Source organism: Variovorax sp. J2P1-31 (assembly GCF_030317215.1).
Lineage (GTDB): Bacteria > Pseudomonadota > Gammaproteobacteria > Burkholderiales > Burkholderiaceae_C > Variovorax.
In genome coordinates this window covers 986,371-1,009,186 of the sequence record NZ_JASZYA010000001.1, presented here as the reverse complement: position 1 = coordinate 1,009,186, position 22,816 = coordinate 986,371, and the positions used below count along the sequence as shown (strand labels likewise).

General features: G+C 70.8%; 28 protein-coding genes. 11 read left to right on the top strand and 17 right to left on the bottom strand.

The features are described 5' to 3' along the window. Positions 1-56: 56 nt before the first annotated feature. From QTI20_RS04660 to QTI20_RS04640, 5 genes are read left to right on the top strand one after another with little or no spacing between them, the layout of a single operon-like run. The gene (locus QTI20_RS04660) at positions 57-674 is read left to right on the top strand and encodes a CDP-alcohol phosphatidyltransferase family protein (RefSeq protein ID WP_286549792.1); all 618 of its coding nucleotides are present in this window, start codon (positions 57-59) and stop codon (positions 672-674) included. Between the two features lie 13 nt (positions 675-687). After that, on the top strand, positions 688-1,275 hold the full coding sequence (locus QTI20_RS04655; protein ID WP_286549794.1) for a glutathione S-transferase family protein: 588 nt from the start codon (positions 688-690) through the stop codon (positions 1,273-1,275). 10 nt (positions 1,276-1,285) lie between these two features. Further along, on the top strand, positions 1,286-1,933 hold the full coding sequence (locus QTI20_RS04650) for a histidine phosphatase family protein (protein ID WP_286549795.1): 648 nt from the start codon (positions 1,286-1,288) through the stop codon (positions 1,931-1,933). Between the two features lie 20 nt (positions 1,934-1,953). Then, a complete protein-coding gene (locus tag QTI20_RS04645) occupies positions 1,954-2,925 on the top strand; it encodes a DnaJ C-terminal domain-containing protein (RefSeq protein ID WP_286549798.1) in 972 nt (323 codons plus the stop codon). A 5-nt stretch (positions 2,926-2,930) separates the two neighbouring features. Continuing rightward, the gene (locus QTI20_RS04640) at positions 2,931-3,257 is read left to right on the top strand and encodes a chaperone modulator CbpM (RefSeq protein ID WP_286549799.1); all 327 of its coding nucleotides are present in this window, start codon (positions 2,931-2,933) and stop codon (positions 3,255-3,257) included. Between the two features lie 21 nt (positions 3,258-3,278). On the opposite strand, the gene QTI20_RS04635 is transcribed toward QTI20_RS04640, so the two are convergent. From QTI20_RS04635 to QTI20_RS04615, 5 genes are all read right to left on the bottom strand, one after another. Beyond that, positions 3,279-4,256, bottom strand: a complete 978-nt coding sequence (locus QTI20_RS04635; protein WP_286549800.1) for a Bug family tripartite tricarboxylate transporter substrate binding protein — start codon at positions 4,254-4,256, stop codon at positions 3,279-3,281. A gap of 174 nt (positions 4,257-4,430) precedes the next feature. Further along, complete coding sequence (locus tag QTI20_RS04630; RefSeq protein WP_286549802.1) at positions 4,431-5,399, bottom strand: Bug family tripartite tricarboxylate transporter substrate binding protein; 969 nt, start codon at positions 5,397-5,399, stop codon at positions 4,431-4,433. After that, entirely contained in the window at positions 5,396-6,202 is an 807-nt protein-coding gene (locus tag QTI20_RS04625; protein ID WP_286549804.1) for a citryl-CoA lyase, read from the bottom strand. Before QTI20_RS04625 ends, QTI20_RS04630 begins: the two co-directional genes overlap by 4 nt. 9 nt (positions 6,203-6,211) lie before the next feature. Further along, a complete protein-coding gene (locus QTI20_RS04620; RefSeq protein WP_286549806.1) occupies positions 6,212-7,099 on the bottom strand; it encodes a dioxygenase family protein in 888 nt (295 codons plus the stop codon). A gap of 42 nt (positions 7,100-7,141) precedes the next feature. Further along, complete coding sequence (locus QTI20_RS04615) at positions 7,142-8,305, bottom strand: CaiB/BaiF CoA transferase family protein (protein ID WP_286549807.1); 1,164 nt, start codon at positions 8,303-8,305, stop codon at positions 7,142-7,144. Between the two features lie 153 nt (positions 8,306-8,458). Here QTI20_RS04615 and QTI20_RS04610 point away from each other — a divergent pair, with 153 nt between their 5' ends. Then, positions 8,459-9,388, top strand: a complete 930-nt coding sequence (locus tag QTI20_RS04610; protein WP_286549809.1) for a LysR substrate-binding domain-containing protein — start codon at positions 8,459-8,461, stop codon at positions 9,386-9,388. A gap of 115 nt (positions 9,389-9,503) precedes the next feature. Beyond that, on the top strand, positions 9,504-9,953 hold the full coding sequence (azu, locus tag QTI20_RS04605; protein WP_286549811.1) for an azurin: 450 nt from the start codon (positions 9,504-9,506) through the stop codon (positions 9,951-9,953). A gap of 22 nt (positions 9,954-9,975) precedes the next feature. On the opposite strand, the gene QTI20_RS04600 is transcribed toward azu, so the two are convergent. Further along, positions 9,976-10,683, bottom strand: a complete 708-nt coding sequence (locus QTI20_RS04600) for a sulfite exporter TauE/SafE family protein (protein WP_286549814.1) — start codon at positions 10,681-10,683, stop codon at positions 9,976-9,978. Further along, positions 10,683-12,056 (bottom strand): oxygen-independent coproporphyrinogen III oxidase, encoded by a 1,374-nt coding sequence (gene hemN, locus QTI20_RS04595; protein WP_286550991.1) that lies wholly within the window; start codon positions 12,054-12,056, stop codon positions 10,683-10,685. Before hemN ends, QTI20_RS04600 begins: the two co-directional genes overlap by 1 nt. Positions 12,057-12,278: 222 nt before the next feature. On the opposite strand from hemN, the gene fnr reads away from it, so the two are divergent. Then, a complete protein-coding gene (gene fnr, locus QTI20_RS04590) occupies positions 12,279-12,995 on the top strand; it encodes a fumarate/nitrate reduction transcriptional regulator Fnr (protein ID WP_286549816.1) in 717 nt (238 codons plus the stop codon). On the opposite strand, the gene QTI20_RS04585 is transcribed toward fnr, so the two are convergent. The 9 genes from QTI20_RS04585 to QTI20_RS04545 form a co-directional block, all read right to left on the bottom strand. Then, a complete protein-coding gene (locus QTI20_RS04585; protein WP_183027796.1) occupies positions 12,976-13,227 on the bottom strand; it encodes a hypothetical protein in 252 nt (83 codons plus the stop codon). The genes fnr and QTI20_RS04585 overlap by 20 nt on opposite strands. A gap of 5 nt (positions 13,228-13,232) precedes the next feature. Next, complete coding sequence (locus QTI20_RS04580) at positions 13,233-13,508, bottom strand: FixH family protein (RefSeq protein ID WP_286549819.1); 276 nt, start codon at positions 13,506-13,508, stop codon at positions 13,233-13,235. Between the two features lie 34 nt (positions 13,509-13,542). After that, positions 13,543-14,970: a cytochrome c oxidase accessory protein CcoG gene (ccoG, locus tag QTI20_RS04575; protein WP_286549821.1), complete on the bottom strand. Its 1,428-nt coding sequence runs from the start codon at positions 14,968-14,970 to the stop codon at positions 13,543-13,545. Positions 14,971-14,983: 13 nt separating this feature from the next. Continuing rightward, entirely contained in the window at positions 14,984-15,895 is a 912-nt protein-coding gene (gene ccoP / locus QTI20_RS04570) for a cytochrome-c oxidase, cbb3-type subunit III (protein WP_286549822.1), read from the bottom strand. Between the two features lie 13 nt (positions 15,896-15,908). After that, positions 15,909-16,046 carry a cbb3-type cytochrome oxidase subunit 3 gene (locus QTI20_RS04565; RefSeq protein ID WP_183027800.1) on the bottom strand — a complete coding sequence of 46 codons (138 nt, stop codon included), beginning with the start codon at positions 16,044-16,046 and terminating at the stop codon, positions 15,909-15,911. Positions 16,047-16,069: 23 nt separating this feature from the next. After that, positions 16,070-16,696: a cytochrome-c oxidase, cbb3-type subunit II gene (gene ccoO / locus QTI20_RS04560; RefSeq protein WP_183027801.1), complete on the bottom strand. Its 627-nt coding sequence runs from the start codon at positions 16,694-16,696 to the stop codon at positions 16,070-16,072. A 13-nt stretch (positions 16,697-16,709) separates the two neighbouring features. Continuing rightward, entirely contained in the window at positions 16,710-18,152 is a 1,443-nt protein-coding gene (gene ccoN, locus QTI20_RS04555; RefSeq protein WP_286549826.1) for a cytochrome-c oxidase, cbb3-type subunit I, read from the bottom strand. Positions 18,153-18,218: 66 nt separating this feature from the next. Beyond that, positions 18,219-18,356 (bottom strand): cbb3-type cytochrome oxidase assembly protein CcoS, encoded by a 138-nt coding sequence (gene ccoS, locus QTI20_RS04550; RefSeq protein ID WP_183027803.1) that lies wholly within the window; start codon positions 18,354-18,356, stop codon positions 18,219-18,221. Further along, positions 18,356-20,644 (bottom strand): heavy metal translocating P-type ATPase, encoded by a 2,289-nt coding sequence (locus QTI20_RS04545; RefSeq protein WP_286549827.1) that lies wholly within the window; start codon positions 20,642-20,644, stop codon positions 18,356-18,358. The genes ccoS and QTI20_RS04545 overlap by 1 nt, the downstream gene beginning before the upstream one ends. A gap of 101 nt (positions 20,645-20,745) precedes the next feature. Between QTI20_RS04545 and QTI20_RS04540 the strand changes: the two genes are divergently transcribed. Then, entirely contained in the window at positions 20,746-21,189 is a 444-nt protein-coding gene (locus QTI20_RS04540) for a universal stress protein (RefSeq protein WP_286549828.1), read from the top strand. 22 nt (positions 21,190-21,211) lie between these two features. On the opposite strand, the gene QTI20_RS04535 is transcribed toward QTI20_RS04540, so the two are convergent. Further along, entirely contained in the window at positions 21,212-21,466 is a 255-nt protein-coding gene (locus QTI20_RS04535) for a helix-turn-helix domain-containing protein (RefSeq protein WP_286549829.1), read from the bottom strand. Between the two features lie 41 nt (positions 21,467-21,507). Here QTI20_RS04535 and QTI20_RS04530 point away from each other — a divergent pair, with 41 nt between their 5' ends. Together QTI20_RS04530 and nikR are read left to right on the top strand one after the other, a co-directional pair. Next, a complete protein-coding gene (locus QTI20_RS04530; protein WP_286549831.1) occupies positions 21,508-22,245 on the top strand; it encodes a hypothetical protein in 738 nt (245 codons plus the stop codon). Between the two features lie 92 nt (positions 22,246-22,337). Beyond that, positions 22,338-22,760: a nickel-responsive transcriptional regulator NikR gene (nikR, locus tag QTI20_RS04525; protein WP_183027808.1), complete on the top strand. Its 423-nt coding sequence runs from the start codon at positions 22,338-22,340 to the stop codon at positions 22,758-22,760. The last annotated feature ends 56 nt before the right edge of the window (positions 22,761-22,816 follow it).

Genomic DNA, 22,816 nt, shown 5'->3' with positions numbered 1-22,816 from the left:
TGCGGCGATGCGACCGCCGACCGGCGGTCCGAACCCCGTTCCGAGGACCCCGCCCCATGCCACGCCAGCACTTCTCCATGATCCGCGGCTTCCACCTGGCCGACGTGTTCACGCTCGGCAATGCGGCCTGCGGCGTCGGCGCGGTCTTCCTCGCGATGGCCTACATGGCCAAGCCCTCGCTCTCGCATTTCCTCTGGGCCGCGGCGCTGGCCCCCGCGGCCTTCGTCTTCGACGTGTTCGACGGCCGCATCGCGCGCTGGCGCCAGACCCACTCGGCGCTCGGGCGCGAGCTCGATTCGCTGGCCGACGTGATCTCCTTCGGCGTCGCGCCCGCCGCGCTGGCCTTCGCGGCCGGCCTGGACGGCGGCTGGGACTGCCTGGTGCTGGTCTACTTCGTCTGCTGCGGCGTGAGCCGGCTCGCGCGCTACAACGTCACGGCCGAGGCGCTGTCCGAGGGCGCCGACAAGGTCAAGTACTTCGAGGGCACGCCCATTCCCACCAGCGTGGTGCTGGTGGGCGTGCTCGCCTGGGCGGCATGGCAGGGCCGCGTGGGCGATGCGGTCTGGGGCGGTGCCTGGGTGCTGGGCCCGTGGCAGCTGCACCCGCTGGTCCTGCTGTTCGCGCTGTCGGGCACGCTGATGGTGAGCAAGACGCTGCGCATTCCCAAGCTCTGAAAAGGAGACTGCGATGAAGCTCTATTTCAATCCTTACAGCCGCGCGCTGATCGCCAAGTGGCTGCTCGACGAGGCCGGCGTGGCCTACGAGATCGTGCCCATCGACTTCCAGAAGAAGGAACACAAGACGCCGGCCTTCCGCGCCATCAACCCCGCGGGCAAGCTGCCGGCGCTGGTCGACGGCAAGGCGCGGGTGTTCGAGAACCCGGCCATCGCGCTCTACATCGCCGAGAAGTACCCGCACACCAGGCTCGCGCCGCCCCTGGGCACGCCCGAGCGCGGTCGCTTCCTTTCGCTGATGGTCTACGCCACCGCGCAGCTCGAGCCCTCGATGGGCGACGACCTGCTGAACCTGCAGACGCCGCCCGCGCGCGGCTGGAACGACTTCGCGATCGTCAGGGACGTGGTCGAACGCGAGCTCGGCGAAGGCCCCTACCTGTTCGGCGCGCAGTTCACCGCGGCCGATGTGATGGTGGGCGCGATGTTCATCTGGCAGCGCATGATGGGCCGGCGCTCGGGCAGTGCGAAGATCGACGTCTACGTCGACCGGCTGCTGGCGCGCCCCCACGCCATGAAGATCGGCCGGCCTTCCTCCTCCTGACTCCAGCCCCATGAGCACCACCACCGCGCACTTCACCCAGCAGCATCCCGCCGGCTTCGACGAACTGGTCCGCCTGGCCGCCGCCGAGCCCATTTCGCCGGCCTGCGACCACTTCTACTTCCTGCGCCACGGCCAGACCGGCCGCAACGCCTCGCGCATCTTCCAGGCGGTCGACGAGCCGTTGAGCGAACTGGGCCGGCAGCAGGCCGTGCTGGCCGCCGAGCGCCTGACCGGCGAGCCGATCCGCACCATCGTCTGCAGCGACGCGCGCCGCGCCTTCGACACCGCCCACACCGTGGCCGCCAGCCTGCGCATCGTGCCGCTGGCACGCGAGGACCTGCGCGAGCGCCATTTCGGCGCGCTGATCGGCACCTCCTCGGTGAACCTCGACTGGGCCTGCGCGCCCGAGGGCGGCGAGACGCTGCCGCAGTTCGTGGACCGCAACCGCCTCTCGCTCGCCGATGCGCTGGCGCAGCCGGCCCCGGTGCTGGTGGTGGCGCACGGTGGCACGCTGTACGTGCTGGCCGCGCTGCTGGGCGTGGCGATCGAGCCGGCCATCCTGGGCAATGCGCAGCCGCTGCGCTTCGAGCGCGTCGACGGCCGCTGGCAGGTCAAGCCCCTGCTGGCGCGCACCGGCGACGCCGCCGCCCTGGCCTGATCACCTCGCCGGACACCGCCATGGACTTCAAGGACTACTACAAGGTGCTCGGGGTCGAGCGCGGTGCCTCCGACGACGAGGTGCGCAAGGCCTACCGCCGGCTGGCGCGCAAGTACCACCCCGACGTCAGCAAGGAAGCCGATGCCGAGCACAGGATGCGCGACATCAACGAGGCCAAGGACGTGCTGGCCGACAAGGAGAAGCGCGCGGCCTACGACACGCTGGCCGACCGGGTCGCGCGCGGCGGCAGCCCCGGCGGCGACTTCCAGCCGCCGCCCGGCTGGGACGAAGGCTTCGAATTCCACCGCGGCCCGCCGACCGGTGCCCACGGCCCGGCCGACCAGGCCGAGTTCAGCGAGTTCTTCTCCTCGCTGTTCGGCGCCTCGGAGCGCCGCAGCGCGGCGCGGCAGAACTACCGCGCACGCGGTGAGGACCACCATGCCGCGATCGAGATCACGCTGGAAGAAGCGCTGCAGGGCGCCGAGCGCGAGATCTCGCTGCGCGGTATCGAGACCGGCCCCGACGGGCAGCCCGAGCTCAAGACCCGCACGCTGAGCGTGAAGATCCCGGCCGGCGTCCATCCGGGCCAGTACATCCGGCTCGCGAAGCAAGGCATGCCGGGCCACGGCGGCGAGCCGGCCGGCGACCTGTATCTCGAGGTGCGCATCGCGCCGCATGCGCGCTACCGCATCGAGGGCCGCGACCTCTACATGACGCTGCCGGTGACGCCCAGCGAGGCCGCGCTGGGCGCCTCGATCGAGGTGCCCGTGCCCACCGGCGGCACGGTCGAACTCGGCGTGCCGGCCAAGGCGCGCAACGGCCTCAAGCTGCGGCTCAAGGGCCGCGGCTTCGCGGGCACGCCGCCCGGCGACCTCTACCTGCTGCTGGAGATCGCGCTGCCGCCGGCCGACAGCGACGCGGCCCGGCAGGCCTACGAACAGCTGGCCGCGGCCAGCAGCGGCTTCAACCCGCGCCGCCACCTGGGAGTGTGAGCACCATGGCCCATGTTTCCGTCACCACCACCACCACCACCACGTTGAGCACGGCCCATCCGCTGGCCGCGCGGGAACTGGCGCACGCCTGCGGCGCCGGCATCGAATGGGTCGTGCAGCTGGTCGAGGTCGGCATCGTCTCGGTGCCTTCGCGCGCACTGCCGCCCGACGACTGGCATTTCCAGAGCGCCGACCTGCAGCAGGCCCTGGCCGCGCGCCGGCTGGAGCGCGATTTCGGCGTCGACCTCGATGCGGCGGCGCTGATCCTCGACCTGCAGCACGAGCTGCGGCGCGCCAAGGCGCTGCTGCGCTCGCACGGGATCGAGCCCTGAGCGCCCGCGCTGCCGGCTGCTTCAGTCGACGCGGATGTTGCGCGCCTTCACCACCCGGCTGTAGATCTCGGCGTCGCGGCGCACCATCGCGCTCATCTCGGCCCGCGTCACGCCCAGCGGCTCGCTGTGGAGCTCCTGGATGCGCCGGGCCAGGTCGGGGTCCTGGCTGGCTTCGACCAGCACCGCGTTGAGCCGGGTCAGCACCGCGGGCGGCGTGGCCGCCGGCGCCCAGATGCCGTGCCACGACATCATCGAGAAGCCCGGCATCACCTCCGACAGCGTGGGCACGTCCGGCAAGGCCGGGTGGCGCGTCGGGCCCGAATAGGCCAGGGCCTGCACCCGGCCGGCGCTGATCAGCGGGTAGCCGGTGGCGATGGGCTCCATCAGCGTGTCGACCTGGCCGCCGATCAGGTCGGCGATCGGGCTGGCGCGGTAGGGCACGTGCAGCATGCTGATGCCCACCTCGTCCTTGAGCGACTCGACGATCAGCTGCGAGGGGCTGCCGGCGCCGTACGAGGCGTGCGAGTAGGCGCCCGGCTTCTGCTTGGCCGCGGCCACGAGCTCCTTCAGGCTGCGGGCGGGAAACTTGTTGTTCGCGATCAGCACCAGCCCCTGGCGCATGGTGGTGCCCACCGGCACCAGGTCCTTGTCCGGGTCGAAGGGCAGCTTGCTGTAGATGTACGGGTTGATCGTGAACGCCGTCGAGAGGTTGTAGAGCACGGTGTAGCCGTCCGCGGGCGACTTGGCCACCGTGTCGGACGCCAGGTTGCCGGCCGTGCCGGGCTTGTTGTCGATCAGCACGGGCACGCCGAGCTTGCGGCTCGCGTATTCGCCGTAGAGGCGAGCGAAGATGTCGGGCGGGGTGCCGGGCGCGAAGCCCACCACGATCCGGATCGGCTTGGTGGGCCATTCCGCGGGCTGGGCAGCCGCCGGCACCGTGGCCAGTGCGCTCGCGAGGCCGAGCGCCAGGCCGAGCATCGTCTTGATGGCAGAAAGCATTGTTGTCTCCTTCGGCGAATCCAGTTTCGCCTTGTCGTCAGGTCGTCTTCATTCGCGTCGGGCGCGGCCGGCCGGCTCGCGTCGACGCCACCGCATGCATCGGGGGCTCACTGCCGTTCGGCAGCCTGTGGATCAACGATGGCCAGCCTCCTTTCGATCGTCGGGGCGCGCATCTCAGTCGACCTGCGCGCCCGAGCGGCGCACGGCCTCGCCCCACTTCGCGATCTCGGCCTTGCCGAAGCGCGCCATCTCGGCGGCGTCCATGGCCGCGGGCTCGATGCCCTGGGCCGCCAGCTTGTCGCGCACCTCGGGCTGGGCCAGCACCGCCTGCGTCGCCTGGTACAGGCGCTCGCGCTGCGCGGCCGGCATGTCGGCGGGCGCGTAGAGCATGAACCAGGCGACCAGGTCGAAGTCCGGGATGCCCTGCTCGGCCAGCGTCGGCACCTCGGGCGCGGCCATGCTGCGGCGCGCGCTCGACGCGCCCAGCGCGCGCAGCTTGCCGGCGCGGATCTGCGGCAGCACCGCGGCCGGGTGATAGAACATGAACTGCACGTTGCCGGCCATGAGCTCGGTCATGGCCTGGGCTCCGTCGCGGTAGGGCACGTGCACGAAGCTCTTGCCCAGCCGCAGGTTGAGGGTCTCGCCCGCCAGGTGGCCCGAGGTGCCGTTGCCGGCCGAGGCGAAGCTCACGGCCTTGGCATCGGCCTGGCGCAGGTCGGCCGCGCTCTTCCACGGTGCGCCGGCCGGCACGACCAGCAGCGTGGGCGTGGCGCCGAGGAAGCCCAGCGGCACGAAGTCGCGCTGCGGCTGGTACGACAGCCGCTTGTAGAGCGAGGCGTTGATCGCGTGCGTGCCCACGGTGCCCAGGAGCAGCGTCTGGCCCTCGGGCCCCGAACGGGCCGCGAGCTCGCTGCCGATGGCGCCGCCCGCGCCGGGCTTGTTGTCGACGATCACCGACTGCGCGAGCTGCCGGCCCAGCGCCTCGGCCAGCACCCGCCCCACGATGTCGGTCGAGGTGCCCGCGGCGAAGGGCACGATCAGCTTGATCGGGCGCGTGCCGCCGGCCTGGGCCAGCGCGCCGCCCTGCGCCAGCAGCGCGACGGCCAGGCCGATGCCGGCCAGCACGGTGCGCCGGCGCCTCACGCCGCGCCTCCGAAGCCCGCGGGCACGCTGCCTTCGTACTGCAGCTCGCGCGTGGCCTGGTAGGACAGCGCGAAGCCGCTGGGGTTCTCGGCCTCCTCGGCCAGGTGGGCGATCAGCCCGGCGGTGCGCGCGAGGATCGGCACGCCGCGCAGCGAGGCCACGGGGAAGCCCACGCCCAGCAGCACCGCCGGGATCGCGGCCGAGACGTTGAGCCGCAGCGCCTTGCCCACGATGCCGGGGATCACCTCTTCCAGCGCCTGCGCGATCCGCACGTAGCGCAGGTCGGCGCCGGCCTCGGTCGCGACCTCGATCAGCCGGTCGACGCGCGGGTCGCGCGCCTTGTGCAGCGGATGGCCGTAGCCCGGGATGGCCGCGCGCGCCGCCTTCAGTTCGGTGATGACCGCGGTCGCGGCCTCGTGCAGCGTGGCGCCCGCATCGACGCGCTGCGCCACGTCCACGAACAGGCGGCCGGCCGTTTCCGAGGCGCCGAGGATCACCGAGCCGCAGCCCAGGATGCCGGCCGCCACCGCGCCCTGCAGCGCATCGGGCGCCGCGGCGAAGGTCATGCGGCTGGCCTGCACGCTGGGCACCAGGCCGTGTTCGGCGATCGCCACCAGCGTGGCGTTGAGCACCGCGCTGCAGGCGGCATCGGGCCGGCGGCCGGTCAGCAGCAGGAAGAAGTAGTCGGCGAAGGACAGGTGGCCGATCAGTTCCTGGCACAGGTCCTGGCCGCGCACGACGATGGTGTGTTCGTCCGAGGTGCAGATGGCGGTGCGCGGGACGGTGGACTTTCCGATCTTCATGGGGGTCTTTCAGGCGGCTTGGGGTTCGAGGCGGAAGTCGTAGTGGGCGGACCAGTACGGCGTGTCGAGCGACCGGCCGTCGGGCGCCCGGCCCGCGGGATGCGGCTCGAAGTCCACGATCAGGCTGGGCCGCACGCCGAACACGGCATCGGATTCGATGTAGGGGCTGTTCGCGACGAACAGGTGGGTGGTGACCGGCACATGGCCCGCGGCCGAGACCATCATGTGGATGTGGCCCGGACGGTTGGGGTGGCGGCCCATGGCGTTCAGCATGCGGCCCACCGGGCCGTCGACCGGGATCGGATAGAAGCTGGGGCGGATCGACCAGAACCAGTAGCGGCCCTCGCCGTCGGTGCGGACCCGGCCGCGCGCGGCCATGCCCGCGCCTTCGACCTGCATGTCGTACACGCCCTCCCCGTCGCCCGACCAGATGTCCAGCAGCGCGCCGGCCAGGGGCTGGCCGCGGGTGTCGGTGACGCGGCCGCTGTAGAAGGTGGGCTCGCCGCGCGCGCCCTGCGCCACGTCGGCGCCCAGCGGCAGCTCGGGCGCGCCCTCCCAGTAGAACGGGCCCTGCACGGTCGCGTCGGTGGCTTCGGTGGCCGTGCCGCGCCGGCCCGCAGCGGCGCGCAGCTGGTCGAGGATCACCACCATCATCGAGGCGCCCAGCGTGTCCGACAGCAGGATGAATTCCTGCCGCCGCTCGTTGCAGGTCTGGCCGACCGCGGTCAGGAACTCGATGCCCTGCATCCATTCGCCGGGCTTCAGGTCCACTTCGCGCACGAAGGCATGCAGGTGGGTGATGAGCGACTGCATGACCTGCGCGAAGCGGGCATCGCCCGCGCCCTCCAGGCGCTGCAGCACCGCCCGGGTCAGTTCGTCTTCGTTCGATGCGTTCATGTTCTTTGTCTCCTGTCGTGTCTCATGGAATGCCGCGGGTCCTCAGGGCCCGTCGGCCGGCGCCTGGCCCAGGCGTTGCCGGATGGGGCCGAGGATCGCCGCGTTGTCGGCGCCCAGCGTGGGCGGGGCCGTGACCTCCAGCGCGCGCTCGCCGTCGAAGCTCACCGGCGAACGGATGGTGTGCCACTCGCCCCCCTCGGGGTGCGGCGCGCTGACCCGCAGCTGCAGGTGCCGGGCCTGCGGGTCCTCCATCGCCTCGCGGGTGTCGTACATCGGCGCATGCGGCACGTCCTCGGCCTCGAGGCGCGCGCACCAGTCGGCGCGCGTCTGCTGCCGGAACAGGCCGCCCAGCAGCGCGATCAGGTCCTCCTGGTGAGCGATGCGCGCCTCGCGGGAGGCGAAGCGCGGGTCGGCGAACAGCTGCGGCCGCTGGATGGCGTTGGCCAGGCCCTGCCAGAACTTCTCGGGCGAGGACATGTGCAGCGCGATCCACAGGCCGTCGGCGCACTCCAGCACGTACGACTGCGACACGCTGGGCCGGCTGAACGGCCCCATCACCTCGCCTTCGGAGAAGTAGTGCGTGAAGGCGTCCAGGTTGAAGTGGCACATGGCCTCCAGCATCGACACCTCGACCTTGCGTCCCTGGCCGGTGCGGCCGCGCTCGACCAGCGCGCCCAGCACGCCATAGGCCGCGTAGAAGCCGGTCATGGCGTCGGCCAGCGCGGGCCCCACCACGCGCGGGTTCGACGGGTTCACCAGGAGCTTGAGGAAGGCGCTGGCCGCCTGGGCCACGGTGTCGTAGGCCGGGCGGCCGGCGGCCGGGCCGGTCTGGCCGAAGCCGCTGATCGCGCAATAGACCAGCCGCGGGTTGAGCCCGCGCAGCCGCGCCTCGCCCGCGCCCAGCCGGTCGGCCGCGCCGGGGCGGAAGTTCTGGATGTAGACGTCGGCGTCCTTGACCAGCTCGTCGAACACGGCCGCGTCCTCGGGCCGCTTGGGATTGAGGGTGACGCTGCGCTTGTTGCGGTTGTAGGTCTGGAAATGCGGGCTGTAGAGGCCGCCGCGGAAGGCACGGAAGGGATCGCCCGCGCCGGGCTGCTCGACCTTCACCACCTCGGCGCCCAGGTCGGCGAGGAACATGCCCGCCGCCGGCCCGGTGATGAACGTGCCTTGTTCCAGCACCTTGATGCCGCTGAGGACTTTTTGCACCGCGAGGTCTCCTGTGTTCGTGGGGCCCGCCGGGCCCCGAGGACCCCGGTGGAACGGGCTGGCAGGAAATGTAGGGGCGGCCCGAAAATCCTGGAAATGATTGTTTTCCATGATTAGCATCGATGCCATCGATCATTGCCCTCAAGGAAAGCCATGGAGCTGCGGCACCTGCGTTACTTCATCGCCCTCTCGGGCTCGCTGAACTTCACCCGCGCGGCCGAGCGCCTGCATGTGACGCAGTCGACGCTGTCGCACCAGATCAAGCAGCTCGAGGAGGAGATCGGCGTCGCGCTGTTCGACCGCGTCGGCAAGCGCGTGGACCTGACCGAGGCCGGCGACGAGTTCCTGCACCACTGCGTGAAGGCGCTGCACGAGATCGACCTGGGCCTGGGCGCGCTGCGCCAGAACGGCTCGGAAGTCACGGGCGAACTGCACGTGGGCTCGACCCACACCTTCAACCTCGGCTTCATTCCCGATTGCATCGCGAGCTTCCACGGGCGCCACCCGCATGTGAAGGTGGTGGTCGAGGAACTGTCGGCCGACCAGATCGCCGCGCGCCTTCAGCAGGGCACGCTGGACCTGGGCATCGCCTACCGCCCCAGCGCGCCCGGGCCGCTGCAGTTCGAGCCGCTCTACAACGAGGAGATGGTGCTGGTGGTGGCCAGGGGCCACCCGCTGGCACGGCGCAAGCGGGTGCGCATGGTGGAGCTGCACCGCATGCCCATGGTGCTGCTGCCGGCCAGCTTCGCCACCCGCCAGATGCTCGACGAGTGCTTCCGCTCCTGCGGCGCGCAGCCGCATGTGGTGGCGGAGATCAACACGCTGGCGCCGATGATGGACCTGGTCGGCAAGACCCAGCTCGCGTCCATCGTGGCGGCCAAGGTGGTGACGGCCGCCTCGGAGCTGGTGGTGGTCCGGCTCGAGAGCCCCACGCCCGTGCGCACCCCCGGCATGCTGTGGTCGCCGGTGGCGCGCGGCGCGGCCCCCACGCGCGCCTTCTCGGCCATCGTGCGCAAGCTGGCCCTGCGCAGCAGCCTGCAGGCGGTGGCCGGCAGGAAAGCCGGCGCCCGCGGGGGCGAGTGAATGCGCGGCCCTTGATGCAGGTCAGACGAAGGCACGGCGCGGCTTCGCACAATGCCCTGATGCGGCGGGCACCTCGACCCGCCGCCTTCTTCATCATCATCAGGAAACCCGTCCCATGCTCGCCTCCCGCTTCGCCCTTGCCCTGCTCGCCTTGGCCGCCGCGCCCGCCTTCGCCGCCGACTGCACGGTCGAGATCGAGGGCAACGACGCCATGCAGTTCAACAAGCCGGTGATCGAGGTCAGCAGGAGCTGCAAGGAATTCACCGTGAAGCTCAAGCACAGCGGCAAGCTGCCGAAGCAGGCCATGGGCCACAACTGGGTGCTGAGCAGGACGGCCGACGTGCAGGCGGTCGCCACCGACGGCATCGCGGCCGGCGCGGCGCAGAACTACGTGAAGGCCGGCGACGCGCGCGTGCTGGCCCACACCCGGATCGTCGGCGGCGGCGAGAGCGACAGCGCGAGCTTCGCGGTCGCCAAGCTGGACGCGGCCGGCAGCTACAGCTACTTCTGCTCCTTCCCCGGCCACTCCGCGCTCATGAAGGGCACGCTGAAGCTGGTGAAGTAAGGACGGCAGGCGGGTCCCGGTGCTATTGGCACCAGACCGCGATCTGCCGGCCCAGGTCGTGCCACACGGCCTGCAGCGCGACCACCGCCAGCACCGCGCCCGCGAGCCGGGTGCCCCATTCGCGCCGGGACGCGCCGAACACGCCGTGCAGGCGCCGCCAGAGCCAGGGCGCGACCAGCAGCGCGATGCCGCTGCCGGCGGCGAAGGCCGCCATCACGACCGCGCCCTGCCCCGCGTCGTTGCCCAAGGCGGCGAGCATCAGCGCCGAATAGAGCAGCCCGCAGGGCATCGAGACCCACAGCGCGCCGGTCGCGAGCACGCGCCAGCGCGAGCCCTCCGCGGGTCGAAGCCGCTTCGCCAGCAAGCGCCCCAGGCTGTGCGCCCACAGGGGCTGGCGTCCGGCCACGGCCAGCAGCAGGCCCCAGGCGAACACCGCCACATGCAGCAGCAGCCAGAGCGGCCGCAGCAGCGCGACCTGTTCGCTCGCGAAGGCCAGGCCCTGCACGGCGCTCGCCGCGAGCGCGCCCCCGGCCGCGTAGCTGGCCAGGCGCGCCGCATGGAACAGGACCGCGGCCGGCACCGCCGGCGCGGGCCGCACCGCCACGCCGCCGCCCGCGGGCGCGCGCGCGAAGCGGATCACGCCCGCGCAGGCCGCTCCGCACATGGCCACGCAGTGCGGGCCGCCGGCCAGGCCCATCAACAACGCGCTGCCGATGAGCGCCGTCTGCATCAGATGATCCGCGAGAAGCGCGAGCGGTTGCGGTCGGCCTGCAGGTAGCGGTCGAACACCATCGCGATGGCGCGCACGAAGAACCAGCCGATGGGCGTGACCTCGATCTCGTGGTCGTCGACCGTGACCAGGCCCTGCGCCACCAGCGGCTGCAGCGCCTCGAGCTCGGCCGCGAAGTGCTGGCGGAAGTCGACCAGGTGCGCCAGGCCGATGGACTCGAAGCTCAGCTGCCCCTGGCACATCAGCGCCATGATCACCGCGCGCCGCAGCACGTCGTCGCGCGACAGCGCGAGGCCGCGCACCACCGGCAGCCGGCCCTGGTCGAGCAGGTCGTAGTACTCCTCCAGCGTCTTGGCGTTCTGGCTGTAGGTGGCGCCGACCCGGCCGATGGCCGACACGCCCAGCGCCACCAGGTCGCATTCGGGCTGGGTGCTGTAGCCCTGGAAGTTGCGGTGCAGCCGGCCCTGGCGCCGCGCGATGGCCAGCGGGTCGGTGGGCAGCGCGAAGTGGTCCATGCCGATGTAGACATAGCCGGCCGCGGTCAGCGCCGCGATCGAGCGCGAGAGCATGTCGAGCTTGGCGGCGGCATCGGGCAGCTCGGCCGGGTCGATGCGGCGCTGGGGCTTGAAGCGCTCGGGCAGGTGGGCATAGGCATAGAGCGCGATGCGCTCGGGCCGCAGGGCGCAGATCTTTTCGAGCGTGCGGTCGAAGGAGGCCGCGGTCTGCCGGGGCAGGCCGTAGATCAGGTCGACGTTGATGGAGCCGAAGCCCAGCCGCCGCGCCGAGGCCACCAGGTCGAACACCTGCTCGGCCGGCTGGATGCGGTGCACCGCCTTCTGCACCGCCGCATCGAAGTCCTGCACGCCGAAGCTCAGCCGGTTGAAGCCCAGCGCCGCGATCCGTTCCAGCCGGGCCTCGTCGATGGTGCGCGGGTCGATCTCGATCGCGTACTCGCCCTCGGGCGCCAAGGTGAAGGCGCCGCGCAGCATCGCCATCAGCCGCGCGAGCGCCGCGTCGTCGAGGAAGGTCGGGGTGCCGCCGCCCAGGTGCAGCTGGCTCACGGCCGCGCCGCGCCCGAGCTGCGCCACCTGCAGGGCGATCTCGCGCTCGAGATAGTCCAGGTAGGCCTCGGCGCGCTCGGGGTGGCCGGTCACGATCTTGTTGCAGGCGCAGAAATAGCACAGCGAGGCGCAGAAGGGCAGGTGCACGTAGACCGACAGCGGCAGCGCCCGGGCGCCGGTGTTCAGCGCGCGCTGGCGCAGCGCCTGTGCGTAGTCCTCGCTGCCGAAGGCCTCGACAAAGCGGTCGGCGGTCGGGTAGGAGGTGTAGCGCGGCCCCTGCACGTCGAAGCGCTGGAGCATCGCGGCCGTCATGACGGGCGCGGCGGAAGCAGGCGCGGCGGGTGCCACGGGGGCGGCGAGGACGGGGGACAGGGTGGTTGGCATGGTGATGTGGCACACGGGGCTCCCTGACTGTGCCGACGACCGGGCCGGACTTCCTTGACCTGCATCAAGTCCCGTGCGCGGCGAGGCGACGACAATCGGGGCACCAACTTGAAGCGTGGCCGTCCCTTCCCCGGGCGGCACCGAACCGCCATGACACCTGACACCATCAAAGTCGCCTGCTCCAACTGCAACCTGCGCGAGCTGTGCATGCCCGTGGGCCTGCAGCCCGCGGAGCTGGAGCGCATCGACGAGATCGTCGCGACGCGGCGCAAGGTCAAGCGGCGCGAGGCGCTGTTCCACAACGGCGAGCGCTTCACCTCGCTCTACGCGATCCGCACCGGCGTGTTCAAGACCTGCATCACGGCCGAGGACGGTCGCGACCAGGTCACGGGTTTCCAGATGGCGGGCGAGATCATCGGGCTGGACGGCATCGTGAGCGAGCACCACACCTGCGACGCGGTGGCGCTCGAGGACTCCGAGGTCTGCGTGATGCCCTTCGACCGCATCGAGGAGCTGTCGCGCGAGGTCACGGCCCTGCAGCGCCATGTGCACAAGATCATGAGCCGCGAGATCGTGCGCGAGCACGGCGTGATGCTGCTGCTGGGCAGCATGCGCGCCGAGGAGCGGCTCGCGGCCTTCCTGCTGAACCTGGTGCAGCGGCTGCATGCGCGCGGCTTCTCGCAGTCGGAGCTGGTGCTGCGCATGACCCGCGAGGAGATCGGCAGCTACCTCGGCCTCAAGCTCGAGACCGTGAGCCGCACGCTGTCGAAGTTCGTCGAGGACGGCATCGTGGCCGTGCAGCAGCGCCATGTGCGCATCGTCGACGCCGAGAAGCTCAAGCGCATCGTCAATCCTCCGGCCTGTTGATCTCGCGCCTGGACATGCCGAGCAGCGCCGTGAGCGCGCTCGAGCCCATGCCCAGCGCCCAGAAGACGAAGAAACCCAGCGTGTAGATGCCCTGCCGCGAGAGCGGCAGCGGTTCGCCGCGCCAGTGCAGGTCGCCCGGGTCGACCAGCGCGAACACGAGCATTTCCACCACGCAGGCCAGCAGGAACGAGGGCCAGAGGATCCAGGCCAGGCGACGGATGCGCTGCTTCATGGCCGTCAGTGCTTCGGCAGCGGCACGTCGTCGCTGGGCGTGGCGGCGTGGTTGCGGCCCGACTGGGCCGGCATCAGCTTCTTGTCGGCCAGCGTCTTGTTGATCTCCACGCCCTGGCGGTAGTAGTCCTCGGCCACCACCGGGTCGGGCGTGCGGACCGCGATCCACAGCGTGGTGAAGCCCGCCACCACGACGATGGCCGGGCCGGCGATCACCATCCAGACATAGGGAAACTTCCACCAGGGTTCGACGACGGTGGGCAGCAGGCCGGGGACATTCATGACGATCTCTTTCTGTTGAACATGGCGGTCCACGCTAGCGCGGGACCAGGAAGATGGCTTTTTCCGAGACATGCGACGCGCCGTCCTCGGAGCGCACGTCGAAATGCACGGTGTGCGAGCCCGGCGCCGCGCTGCCGTAGGGCAGCTGCAGCCGCACCGCGACCCAGCGCGATTCGGCCGGCTGCACCTCGAGCGAGGCACCCGCGGCCACGCTCAGGCCCTCGAGGCCGCGCACGGCGATGGCATAGCGCTGCGGTCGCTCGGTGGCGTTCATCAGCTGCAGCCGATACACGTTCTCCAGCATGCCGCCCTCGGCGATGCGCGCCAGCGAGGCGCGGTCGCGCACCACGTCGACCTTGAGCGGCGTGCGCACCACCAGGCTGGCCAGCAGGCCCAGGCACAGGGCGCCCAGCAAGGCGCTGTAGACCAGCACCCGCGGCCGCAGCACGCGGCGCAGCACCTGGCGCGCCGACCAGCGCCCGGCCATGCCGTTCTGGGTCGCGTAGCGGATCAGGCCCGGCGGGTAGTCCATCTTGGCCATCACCGTGTTGCAGGCGTCCACGCACAGGCCGCAGCCGATGCACTCGTACTGCAGTCCCTCGCGGATGTCGATGCCGGTCGGGCACACCTGCACGCACAGGGTGCAGTCGATGCAGTCGCCCAGTCCGGCGCGGTCGTGCTGCTTGCCGCGCGCGCCGCGGGCCTCGCCGCGCGCCGCGTCGTAGCTCACGATCAGCGTGTCGCGGTCGAACATCGCGCCCTGGAAACGCGCGTAGGGGCACATGTACTTGCAGACCTGCTCGCGCATGAAACCTGCATTGCCATAGGTCGCGAAGCCGTAGAAGAAGGCCCAGAACACTTCCCACGAGCCCATGCGCGTCTGCAGGAAGGCCATCCCGAGTTCGCGGATCGGCGTGAAGTAGCCCACGAAGGTGAAGCCGGTCCACAGCGCGATGCCCAGCCACACGAGGTGCTTGAAGCTCTTCTTGACGCCCTTCTCCATCGAGAGCGCGCCCTTGTCCAGGCGCATGCGCGCGCTGCGCGGGCCTTCGATCTTCTCCTCCACCCACATGAACATCTGGGTGTAGACGGTCTGCGGGCAGGCATAGCCGCACCACAGCCGCCCCGCCACCGCGGTGAACAGGAACAGCAGCAGGGCCGAGACCACCAGCAGGCCCGTGAGGTAGATCAGGTCCTGCGGGTAGAGCACCAGCCCGAACAGGTAGAAGCGCCGCGCGGCCAGGTCGAACAGCACCATCTGGCGCTGGCCCCACTCGAGCCACGGCAGGCCGTAGAACACGATCTGCGTGAGGAAGACCATGGCCCAGCGCCAGCGCGCGAACACGCCATGGATGCTGCGCGCATAGATCTTCCTGTGCGCCTCGTAGAGGCCCACGGACGCGCTCTCCACCGGGACGATGGGGATCAGCTTGCGCGGCGCGGGTCGGGGGGAAGCGGACATCGGCGAACGGAGCTCAGGGCGCGGCGGCGCGGTTCGACAGGCCCCAGACGTAGGAGGCCAGCACATGGATCTGGGCCTCGGTCAGCCGGCCCTGCTGGGCCGGCATGACGTTGGTCTTGCCGGTGTTGATGATCGAGACGATCGCGTCCTGCCCGTAGCCGTGCAGCCACACGCGGTCGGCCAGGTTGGGCGCGCCCAGCGCGGGGTTGCCCGTGCCGCCCACGCCGTGGCAGGCCGCGCAGGCGCTGAACTTGCTCTTGCCCAGGCCGGCGCGCACCGAGTCGTGCGGGCTGCCCGACAGGCTCAGCACGTAGTTCGCCACGTTCTTCACGTCCTCGGGCGAGCCCACGGCCGCGGCCATGGGCGGCATCACGCCGGTGCGGCCCTGGGTGATGGTCTCCTGGATGCGCTCGGGCGCGCCGCCGTAGAGCCAGTCCTTGTCGGTCAGGTTCGGGAAGCCCTTGCTGCCGCGCGCGTCGGAGCCGTGGCACTGCGCGCAGTTGTTGAGGAACAGCCGTTCGCCGATGGCCATGGCCTGCGGGTCGCCGGCCACCGCCTCGTGCGGCATGGCCGTGTACTTCGCATACACCGGCGCCAGCTCGGCGTTGGCCTTGGCGATCTCCTTTGCGTACTCGCCCTGCGTGCTCCAGCCCAGCTGGCCCTGCAGGCTGCCCAGGCCCGGATAGGCCACCAGGTAGCCCAGCGCGAACACGATGGTCAGGATGAACAGGCCCACCCACCAGCGCGGCAGCGGGTTGTTCATCTCGCGCAGGTCCTCGTCCCAGACGTGGCCGGTGGTGTTGTCGCCGCCGCCGGGCACCCGGGCCCGGTTGGTGATCCACAGCAGCAGGGCGCAGGCCGCGATGCTGGCCAGCGAGAGGTAGGTGACGTAGTGCGACCAGAAGCCGCCGATGAAATCGCTCATGGTGTTCGTTTCCTCAGTCCTGCTCGAAAGGCAGGTTCGCGGCTTCGTCGAAGCCCTGGCGGCGACGGCGCGAGAAGGCCCAGGCCAGGATGCCGATGAAGGTCACGAAGGAGGCCAGCGTGGCCGCGATGCGCAGGGTGGTGATGTCCATCTCTTCTCTCCTCTTGTCCTGGCTCACTTGAGCGCGAGGCCCAGCGACTGCAGGTAGGCCACGATGGCGTCCATCTCGGTCCTGCCGCTCACCGCCTCCTTCGCACCCGCGATCTGTTCGTCGGTGTAGGGCACGCCCACGCGGCGCAGCGCGGTCATGTGGGTGCCGATGCTGGCCGCGTCGGCCGGCGTCTTCTCGAGCCAGGCGTAGGCCGGCATGTTCGACTCGGGCACCAGATCGCGCGGGTTGTTCAGGTGGATGCGGTGCCACTCGTCGCTGTACTTGCCGCCCACGCGGTGCAGGTCGGGCCCGGTGCGCTTGCTGCCCCACTGGAAGGGGTGGTCGTAGACGAACTCGCCCGCCACCGAGTAGTGGCCGTAGCGCAGCGTCTCGGCGCGGAAGGGCCGGATCATCTGCGAGTGGCAGTTGTAGCAACCCTCGCGCACGTAGATGTCGCGGCCCACCAGCTGCAGCGGCTCGAGCGGCCGGACGCCGGTCACGGCCTCGGTGGTCGACTTCTGGAAGAACAGCGGCACGATCTCCACCAGGCCGCCGACGGCGATCACCAGCAGGATCAGCACGATCATCAGGAAGTTGTTGGTCTCGATCTTCTCGTGCGAGAAGCCGGTCTTGGGGGCGTTGGAACTCATGGTGTCGTTCTCTTCAGGCGTGGGCGGCGGCAGCCAGGGGCGGGATGGCGGCGCGCACCGAGCGGCCCGCGATCACCGTCATGCAGACGTTCCAGGCCATGACCAGCATGCCGCCCAGGTACAGGAGGCCGCCGAGCAGGCGCACCACGTAGTAGGGGTAGGTGGCCTTCACGCTCTCGACGAAGGTGTAGGTCAGCGTGCCGTCGGCATTGACCGCGCGCCACATCAGGCCCTGCATCACGCCGGCGATCCACATGGCGGCGATGTAGAGCACGATGCCCACGGTCGACATCCAGAAGTGCAGCTCGATGGCCTTGGTGCTGTGCATCTCGGTGCGACCCCACAGGCGCGGGATCAGGTAGTACAGCGAGCCCATGGTGATCAGCCCGACCCAGCCCAGCGCGCCGGCGTGCACGTGGCCCACGGTCCAGTCGGTGTAGTGCGAGAGCGCGTTGACGGTCTTGATCGACATCATCGGACCCTCGAAGGTCGCCATGCCGTAGAAGGACAGCGCGACGATCAGGAAGCGCAGGATCGGGTCGGTGCGCAGCTTGTGCCAGGCGCCCGACAGCGTCATCACGCCGTTGATCATCCCGCCCCAGCTGGGCGCCAGCAGGATCAGCGAGAACACCATGCCGATGGACTGCGTCCAGTCGGGCAGCGCGGTGTAGTGCAGGTGGTGCGGACCCGCCCACATGTAGGTGAAGATCAGCGCCCAGAAGTGCACGATCGACAGCCGGTACGAGTACACCGGGCGGCCCGCCTGCTTGGGGATGTAGTAGTACATCATCCCGAGGAAGCCCGCGGTGAGGAAGAAGCCGACCGCGTTGTGGCCGTACCACCACTGGACCATCGCGTCCTGCACGCCCGCATAGGCCGAGTAGCTCTTCATCCAGCCCGCGGGAATGGCCGCGCTGTTGACGATGTGCAGCAGCGCCACCGCGATGATGAAGGCGCCGTAGAACCAGTTGGCCACGTAGATGTGGCGCACCTTGCGCATCGCGATGGTGCCGAAGAACACGATCGCATAGGCCACCCAGACCAGCGTGATCAGGATGTCGATCGGCCACTCGAGCTCGGCGTACTCCTTGCCGCTGGTGTAGCCCATCGGCAGGCTGATGGCCGCGGCCACGATGACCAGCTGCCAGCCCCAGAACACGAACGACGCCAGTGCCGGTGCGAACAGCCGGACCTGGCAGGTGCGCTGCACCACGTGGAAGCTGGTGGCCATCAGCGCGCAGCCGCCGAAGGCGAAGATCACGGCGTTGGTGTGCAGCGGGCGCAGCCGGCCGTAGCTGAGCCAGGAGATGCCCAGGTTGAGCTCGGGCCAGGCCAGTTGCGACGCGATGATCACGCCGACCAGCATGCCCACCACGCCCCAGACGACGGACATGAGGGCGAACTGCCGGACGGCGGTGTCGGCGTAGACCGCCGCGGGAGGGTGGGAAGCTTGCATCGTCGGGCCTTTTTCAATGGACCCGGCCAGTGTCCGAGCGCGGTGCGCGTGGCGCCTTGCGCTAGATCAATCGTTGTTCAGAATGCGCTCGCCTTCGCGATCCACGTCCTCGAACTGGCCGCGGTCGACGGCCCACCACAGGCCGCCGAGGATGACCAGCACCAGCACCACCGAGAAGGGCACGAGCAGGAACAGGATGTCCATCAGGCGGCCGCCCCGGCAGCGCGCGCGAGCCGCGCCGCGTTGAGCACCACCAGTAACGAGCTCGCCGCCATGCCGATGCCGGCCAGCCAGGCCGGCAGCCAGCCGGCCAGCGCCAGCGGCACGCACAGCGCGTTGTAGCCCGCGGCCCAGGCCAGGTTCTGGCGCACGATCTTCAGCGTGCGGCGCGCCTGCGCGATCGCCTCGGGCACCGCCGACAGCGCACTGCCCATCACGATGAAGTCGGCGCGGGCCTGCGCCAGCGGCACCGCGTTGCCGAGCGCGAAGGACGCATGGGCCGCGGCCAGCACCGGCCCGTCGTTGAGGCCATCGCCGACCATCGCGACGCGCCGGCCTTCGGCCTGCAGGTGCTGCAGCGTGCGCAGCTTGTCCTCGGGCGTGCAGTCGCCCTGCACCTGCGCGATGCCCACGCGCGTCGCCACCTCCTGCGCGGCCTCGCTGCGGTCGCCCGACAGCAGCTGCACCGCGACGCCCTGCGCCTTCAACGCGGCGACGGCCGCAGCGGCGTCCGCGCGCAGCTCCTCGGCCAGCACGAAGCTCGCGACCCAGCCATGGCCGTCGGACAAGTGCAGCTGCGGCGCATCGATGGGCAAGGCCTCGACCCCGCAATGCGCGGCCGAACCCAGGCGCACGCGCAGCGGCATCGCGTTCGATCCGCGGCGCTGCAGCTGCCCTTCGAGCCCCTGCCCTGCCTGCTCGCGCAGGTCCAGCGCCAGCCAGTCGGGCGGCGTGCGGTGTTCTTGTTCCCAGGCACGCACCAGCGCCCGGGCCACGGGATGCAGCGACTGCGCACCCAGCGCCGCGGCGAGTTCCACCGCATCGCCCGGCCGCAGGCCCTCGCGGCAGTAGACACGGTCGAGACGCGGCGTGTCGCGCGTGAGCGTGCCGGTCTTGTCGAAGACCACGGTGTCGACCCTGGCCAGCGCCTCGAGCGCCTGCAGGTCGTGCACCAGCACCCCGCCACGCGCCAATGCGCCCGCGCTCGCGAGCATCGCGGCCGGCGTGGCCAGCGAGAGCGCGCAGGGACAGGTCACGATCAGCACCGCGACCGCCACCATCAGCGCCTGGCCCGGGCCGGCAGGCCACCAGAGCACGGCCGCCAGCGCGGCCGCGGCCAGCACGCCGAGCAGGAAGGGCTTGGCCACGCGGTCGGCCAGCCGGGCCAGCCGCGGCTTGCCCGTCGAAGCGCTTTCCATCAGCGCAACGATCTGCGCGAAGCGCGTGCCCTGCCCCACCGATTCGATGCGCAACTGCACCACGGCCGAGAGGTTGTGGCTGCCGGCCAGCACGCGCTCGCCGCGGCCGCGCGGCACGGGCCGCGACTCGCCGGTGAGCAACGCTTCATCGGCGGTGGTGTGACCGTCGATCAACAGGCCGTCGGCGGGAAAGGCCTCGCCCGGCCGCACGCGGATCACGTCGCCCACGGCCAGGCGTCGCACCGCGACGCGCTGGAAGCTGCCGTCGGCGGACAGGCGCTCGATGCTGTCGGGCACCCGGTTCATCAGCGCTTCGAGCGCGCCGGCCGTGCGGCCGCGCAGCCGCGTCTCGAGCCAGCGGCCGGTAAGCAGGAAGAACACGAACATGGTGAGCGAGTCGAAATAGACTTCGTGCCCCAGCGGCCCCTCGGGGTCGAAGGTGCCGGCGGTGCTGACGACGAACACGATCGCCATGCCCAGCGCCACCGGCAGGTCCATGCCGATGCGCCGCTGCCGCAGGTCGCGCCAGGCGCTGCGGAAGAAGGGGCCGCAGGAGAACAGCACCACGGGCAGCGTGAGCACCCACGAGGCCCAGCGCATCAGCTGCACCGCGTCGGCCGTCATCTCGCCGGGCTGCGCGATGTACGCGGGGTAGGCGTACATCATCACCTGCATCATGCAGAAGCCCGCCACCAGCCAGCGCCACAGCGCGGCGCGGCCCTCGCGCGCGCGGCGGGCCCGCGCCTGCAGGTCGCCGGCCGGCACCAGCCGGTAGCCCGCGGCGGCCGAGGCCGCGAACCAGCGCGAAGGCCGCACCGCATCGGCCGACCACAGCACGCGCGCGCGCCGGCTCGCGGCGTTCACGTCGGCCCGCAGCACGCCGGGCACGGCGCACAGCGCGGCCTCGACGGTGAAGGCGCAGGCCACGCAATGCATGCCCTCGACCACCACCTGCGACTCCCAGCGGCCGCCGTCGAGCGCATGGCCGAAGGCCGGCCATTCGGCCGGATCGTCCAGCGCCACGCCGTCGTCGGGCAGGGCCGCGGAGGGTGGAAGAGAGAGCACAGCGTCCATGCCCCCGAGCCTAGGGGCCGATGCGAGACAAGCCCTTGATCTGGATCAAGCCGGGGCCGCCGCGCGGCCCTAGCCTTCAGGCTTCATTCCGGAGGAAATCCATGTTCAAACGCATCCTGATCGCCACCGACGGCTCCGCCCTCTCGCGCAAGGCCGTGGCCAGCGGCATCTCGCTGGCCGCCACGCACGGCGCGGAACTGGTCGCGCTGACGGTGGTACCGCGCTATCCGATGAACTACTTCGAGGGCGCGATGGTGTTCACGCCCGAGGACATCGCGCGCATCGAGAAGCAGTGGACCGATGCCGCCCAGGAGATGCTGGCCGCCGTCGAGGCGCGCGCCCAGCGCAGCGGCGTCAAGGTCAAGACCGTGACGGTGCGTTCGGACCGCGTGGCCGAGGCCATCATCGCCGCCGCCCAGAAGCAGTCCTGCGACCTGATCGTGATGGCCTCGCACGGCCGCAAGGGCGTCAAGCGCCTGCTGCTGGGCAGCGAGACCCAGCATGTGCTCACACATTCGAGCCTGCCGGTGCTGGTGCTGCGCTGAACCGCAGCGCGCCGGGCCGCGCTCAGTCGCTCTTGGCGACCAGCCCCAGGCCGATCCCGTAGAGCGCGAGCAGCCCGGCCATGTGGCCGATGGCCACGCCCGGCTCGCCGGATTCGATGCGCGCGATGGTCTGCACATGCACGCCCAGCCGCGCGGCGGCGACCGCCTGGCCCTCGCCGGCCTCGAGGCGGGCGCGCTTGGCGGCCGCGCCGAGGTCCTTGATGGATTGAAGGGCGTCGCCGCCGATGTCTGCAGAGATTCGTTTGCCTTGGGCCATGGGCGGATTGTCGCCGGAGCGCACGGCCTACACTGGCTTGCATGCCTCCGCCCCTGTCACCGCCGTCCCCGCAGGACGCTGTCCTCAGCGCCTACTTCTTCAGCGGCGAGACCCTCCGCAGCCGCGGCGTGGCCACGCGGCTGCTGTCGGGCGTGGTCGAGGTGCCCGCGCCGCCGGCCCGGCTCGCTGCCGACTGGGCGCGCGAGACCGCGTCCTCGCTTGCGCCTGGCGACGTCGACACCCTGCCCCTGCCGCGCGCGCGCATGCGCTGGCCCGACTACCGGCGCTGCGTGCAGGCGGTGGCCGACTGGATGCGCGAACGCGGACTGCCGGACCTGACGGGCAGCAGCGACGTGGCATTGATGGCCTGCCGCGGCGCGCGCTACCACCACGATGCCCTCCAGTACGGCAGCGCCGCCTTCTGCAACCTCTTCCTCAGCGAAGACCGTGACCTCGACGTGCATTTCCCCGGCACCGGCCAGCGCATCCCGCTGGTCCGGGGCACCGTGCTGCTGTTCGACACGGCCCAGCCCCATGCGGTGATCCGGCGCGGCGCCGCCGGCTTCGATGCGGCCCACTTCGCGCCGGCGCGCGACCTGACCCAGGTCTTCCTGACCTGGGAACTGCCCATCGCGCATCCCGATGTCGCGCGCGCACTGGGCATCGTCTTCGACACCGATCCGGCCACCGCGGCGCGGCTCGACGAGGAGCAGGTGCACAGCCGCGGCGCACCGGCCGAGGTCTGCCCGGCTTCCGGCCACTGGCGCCCGGTGGGCTGATCCGGCGCCCCGTGTACGCCACACGGCGTATTTAAGAAGATTCTTCGTTTTTTCATACTGGCGGCACTTCCTTCATTTGCCGGACCACCGCCTTGGAACGCTTCACGATCTCCCTCGACGACGAACTGGCCCACGACTTCGACCACCTGATCGCCGAGCGCGGCTACGGCAACCGCTCCGAGGCCGTGCGCGACATCCTGCGCGGCCATCTGGCCCGGCAGCGCGAGACCCATGACCGCCACGGCCCCTGCGTGGCCAACCTGTCCTATGTCTACAACCACCACGAGCGCGAACTGTCGGAGCGGCTGGCCCACCACCAGCATGCGCAGCACGACCTGACCATCGCCTCCACGCATGCGCACCTCGATGCCGAGCACTGCATCGAGACCGTGCTGCTCCGGGGCCCGGCCGAGGCGGTGCGCCGCTTCGCCGACAAGCTCATGGCCGAGCGCGGCGTGCACCACGGTCAGCTCAACCTGGTGATGGCCTCGGCCGCCGCAGCGCACACGCACTGACCCCGCCGGGCCTTGTCCGACGCGCTGCGCCCGGCCACGCGCGCGCCCTTCTTTCT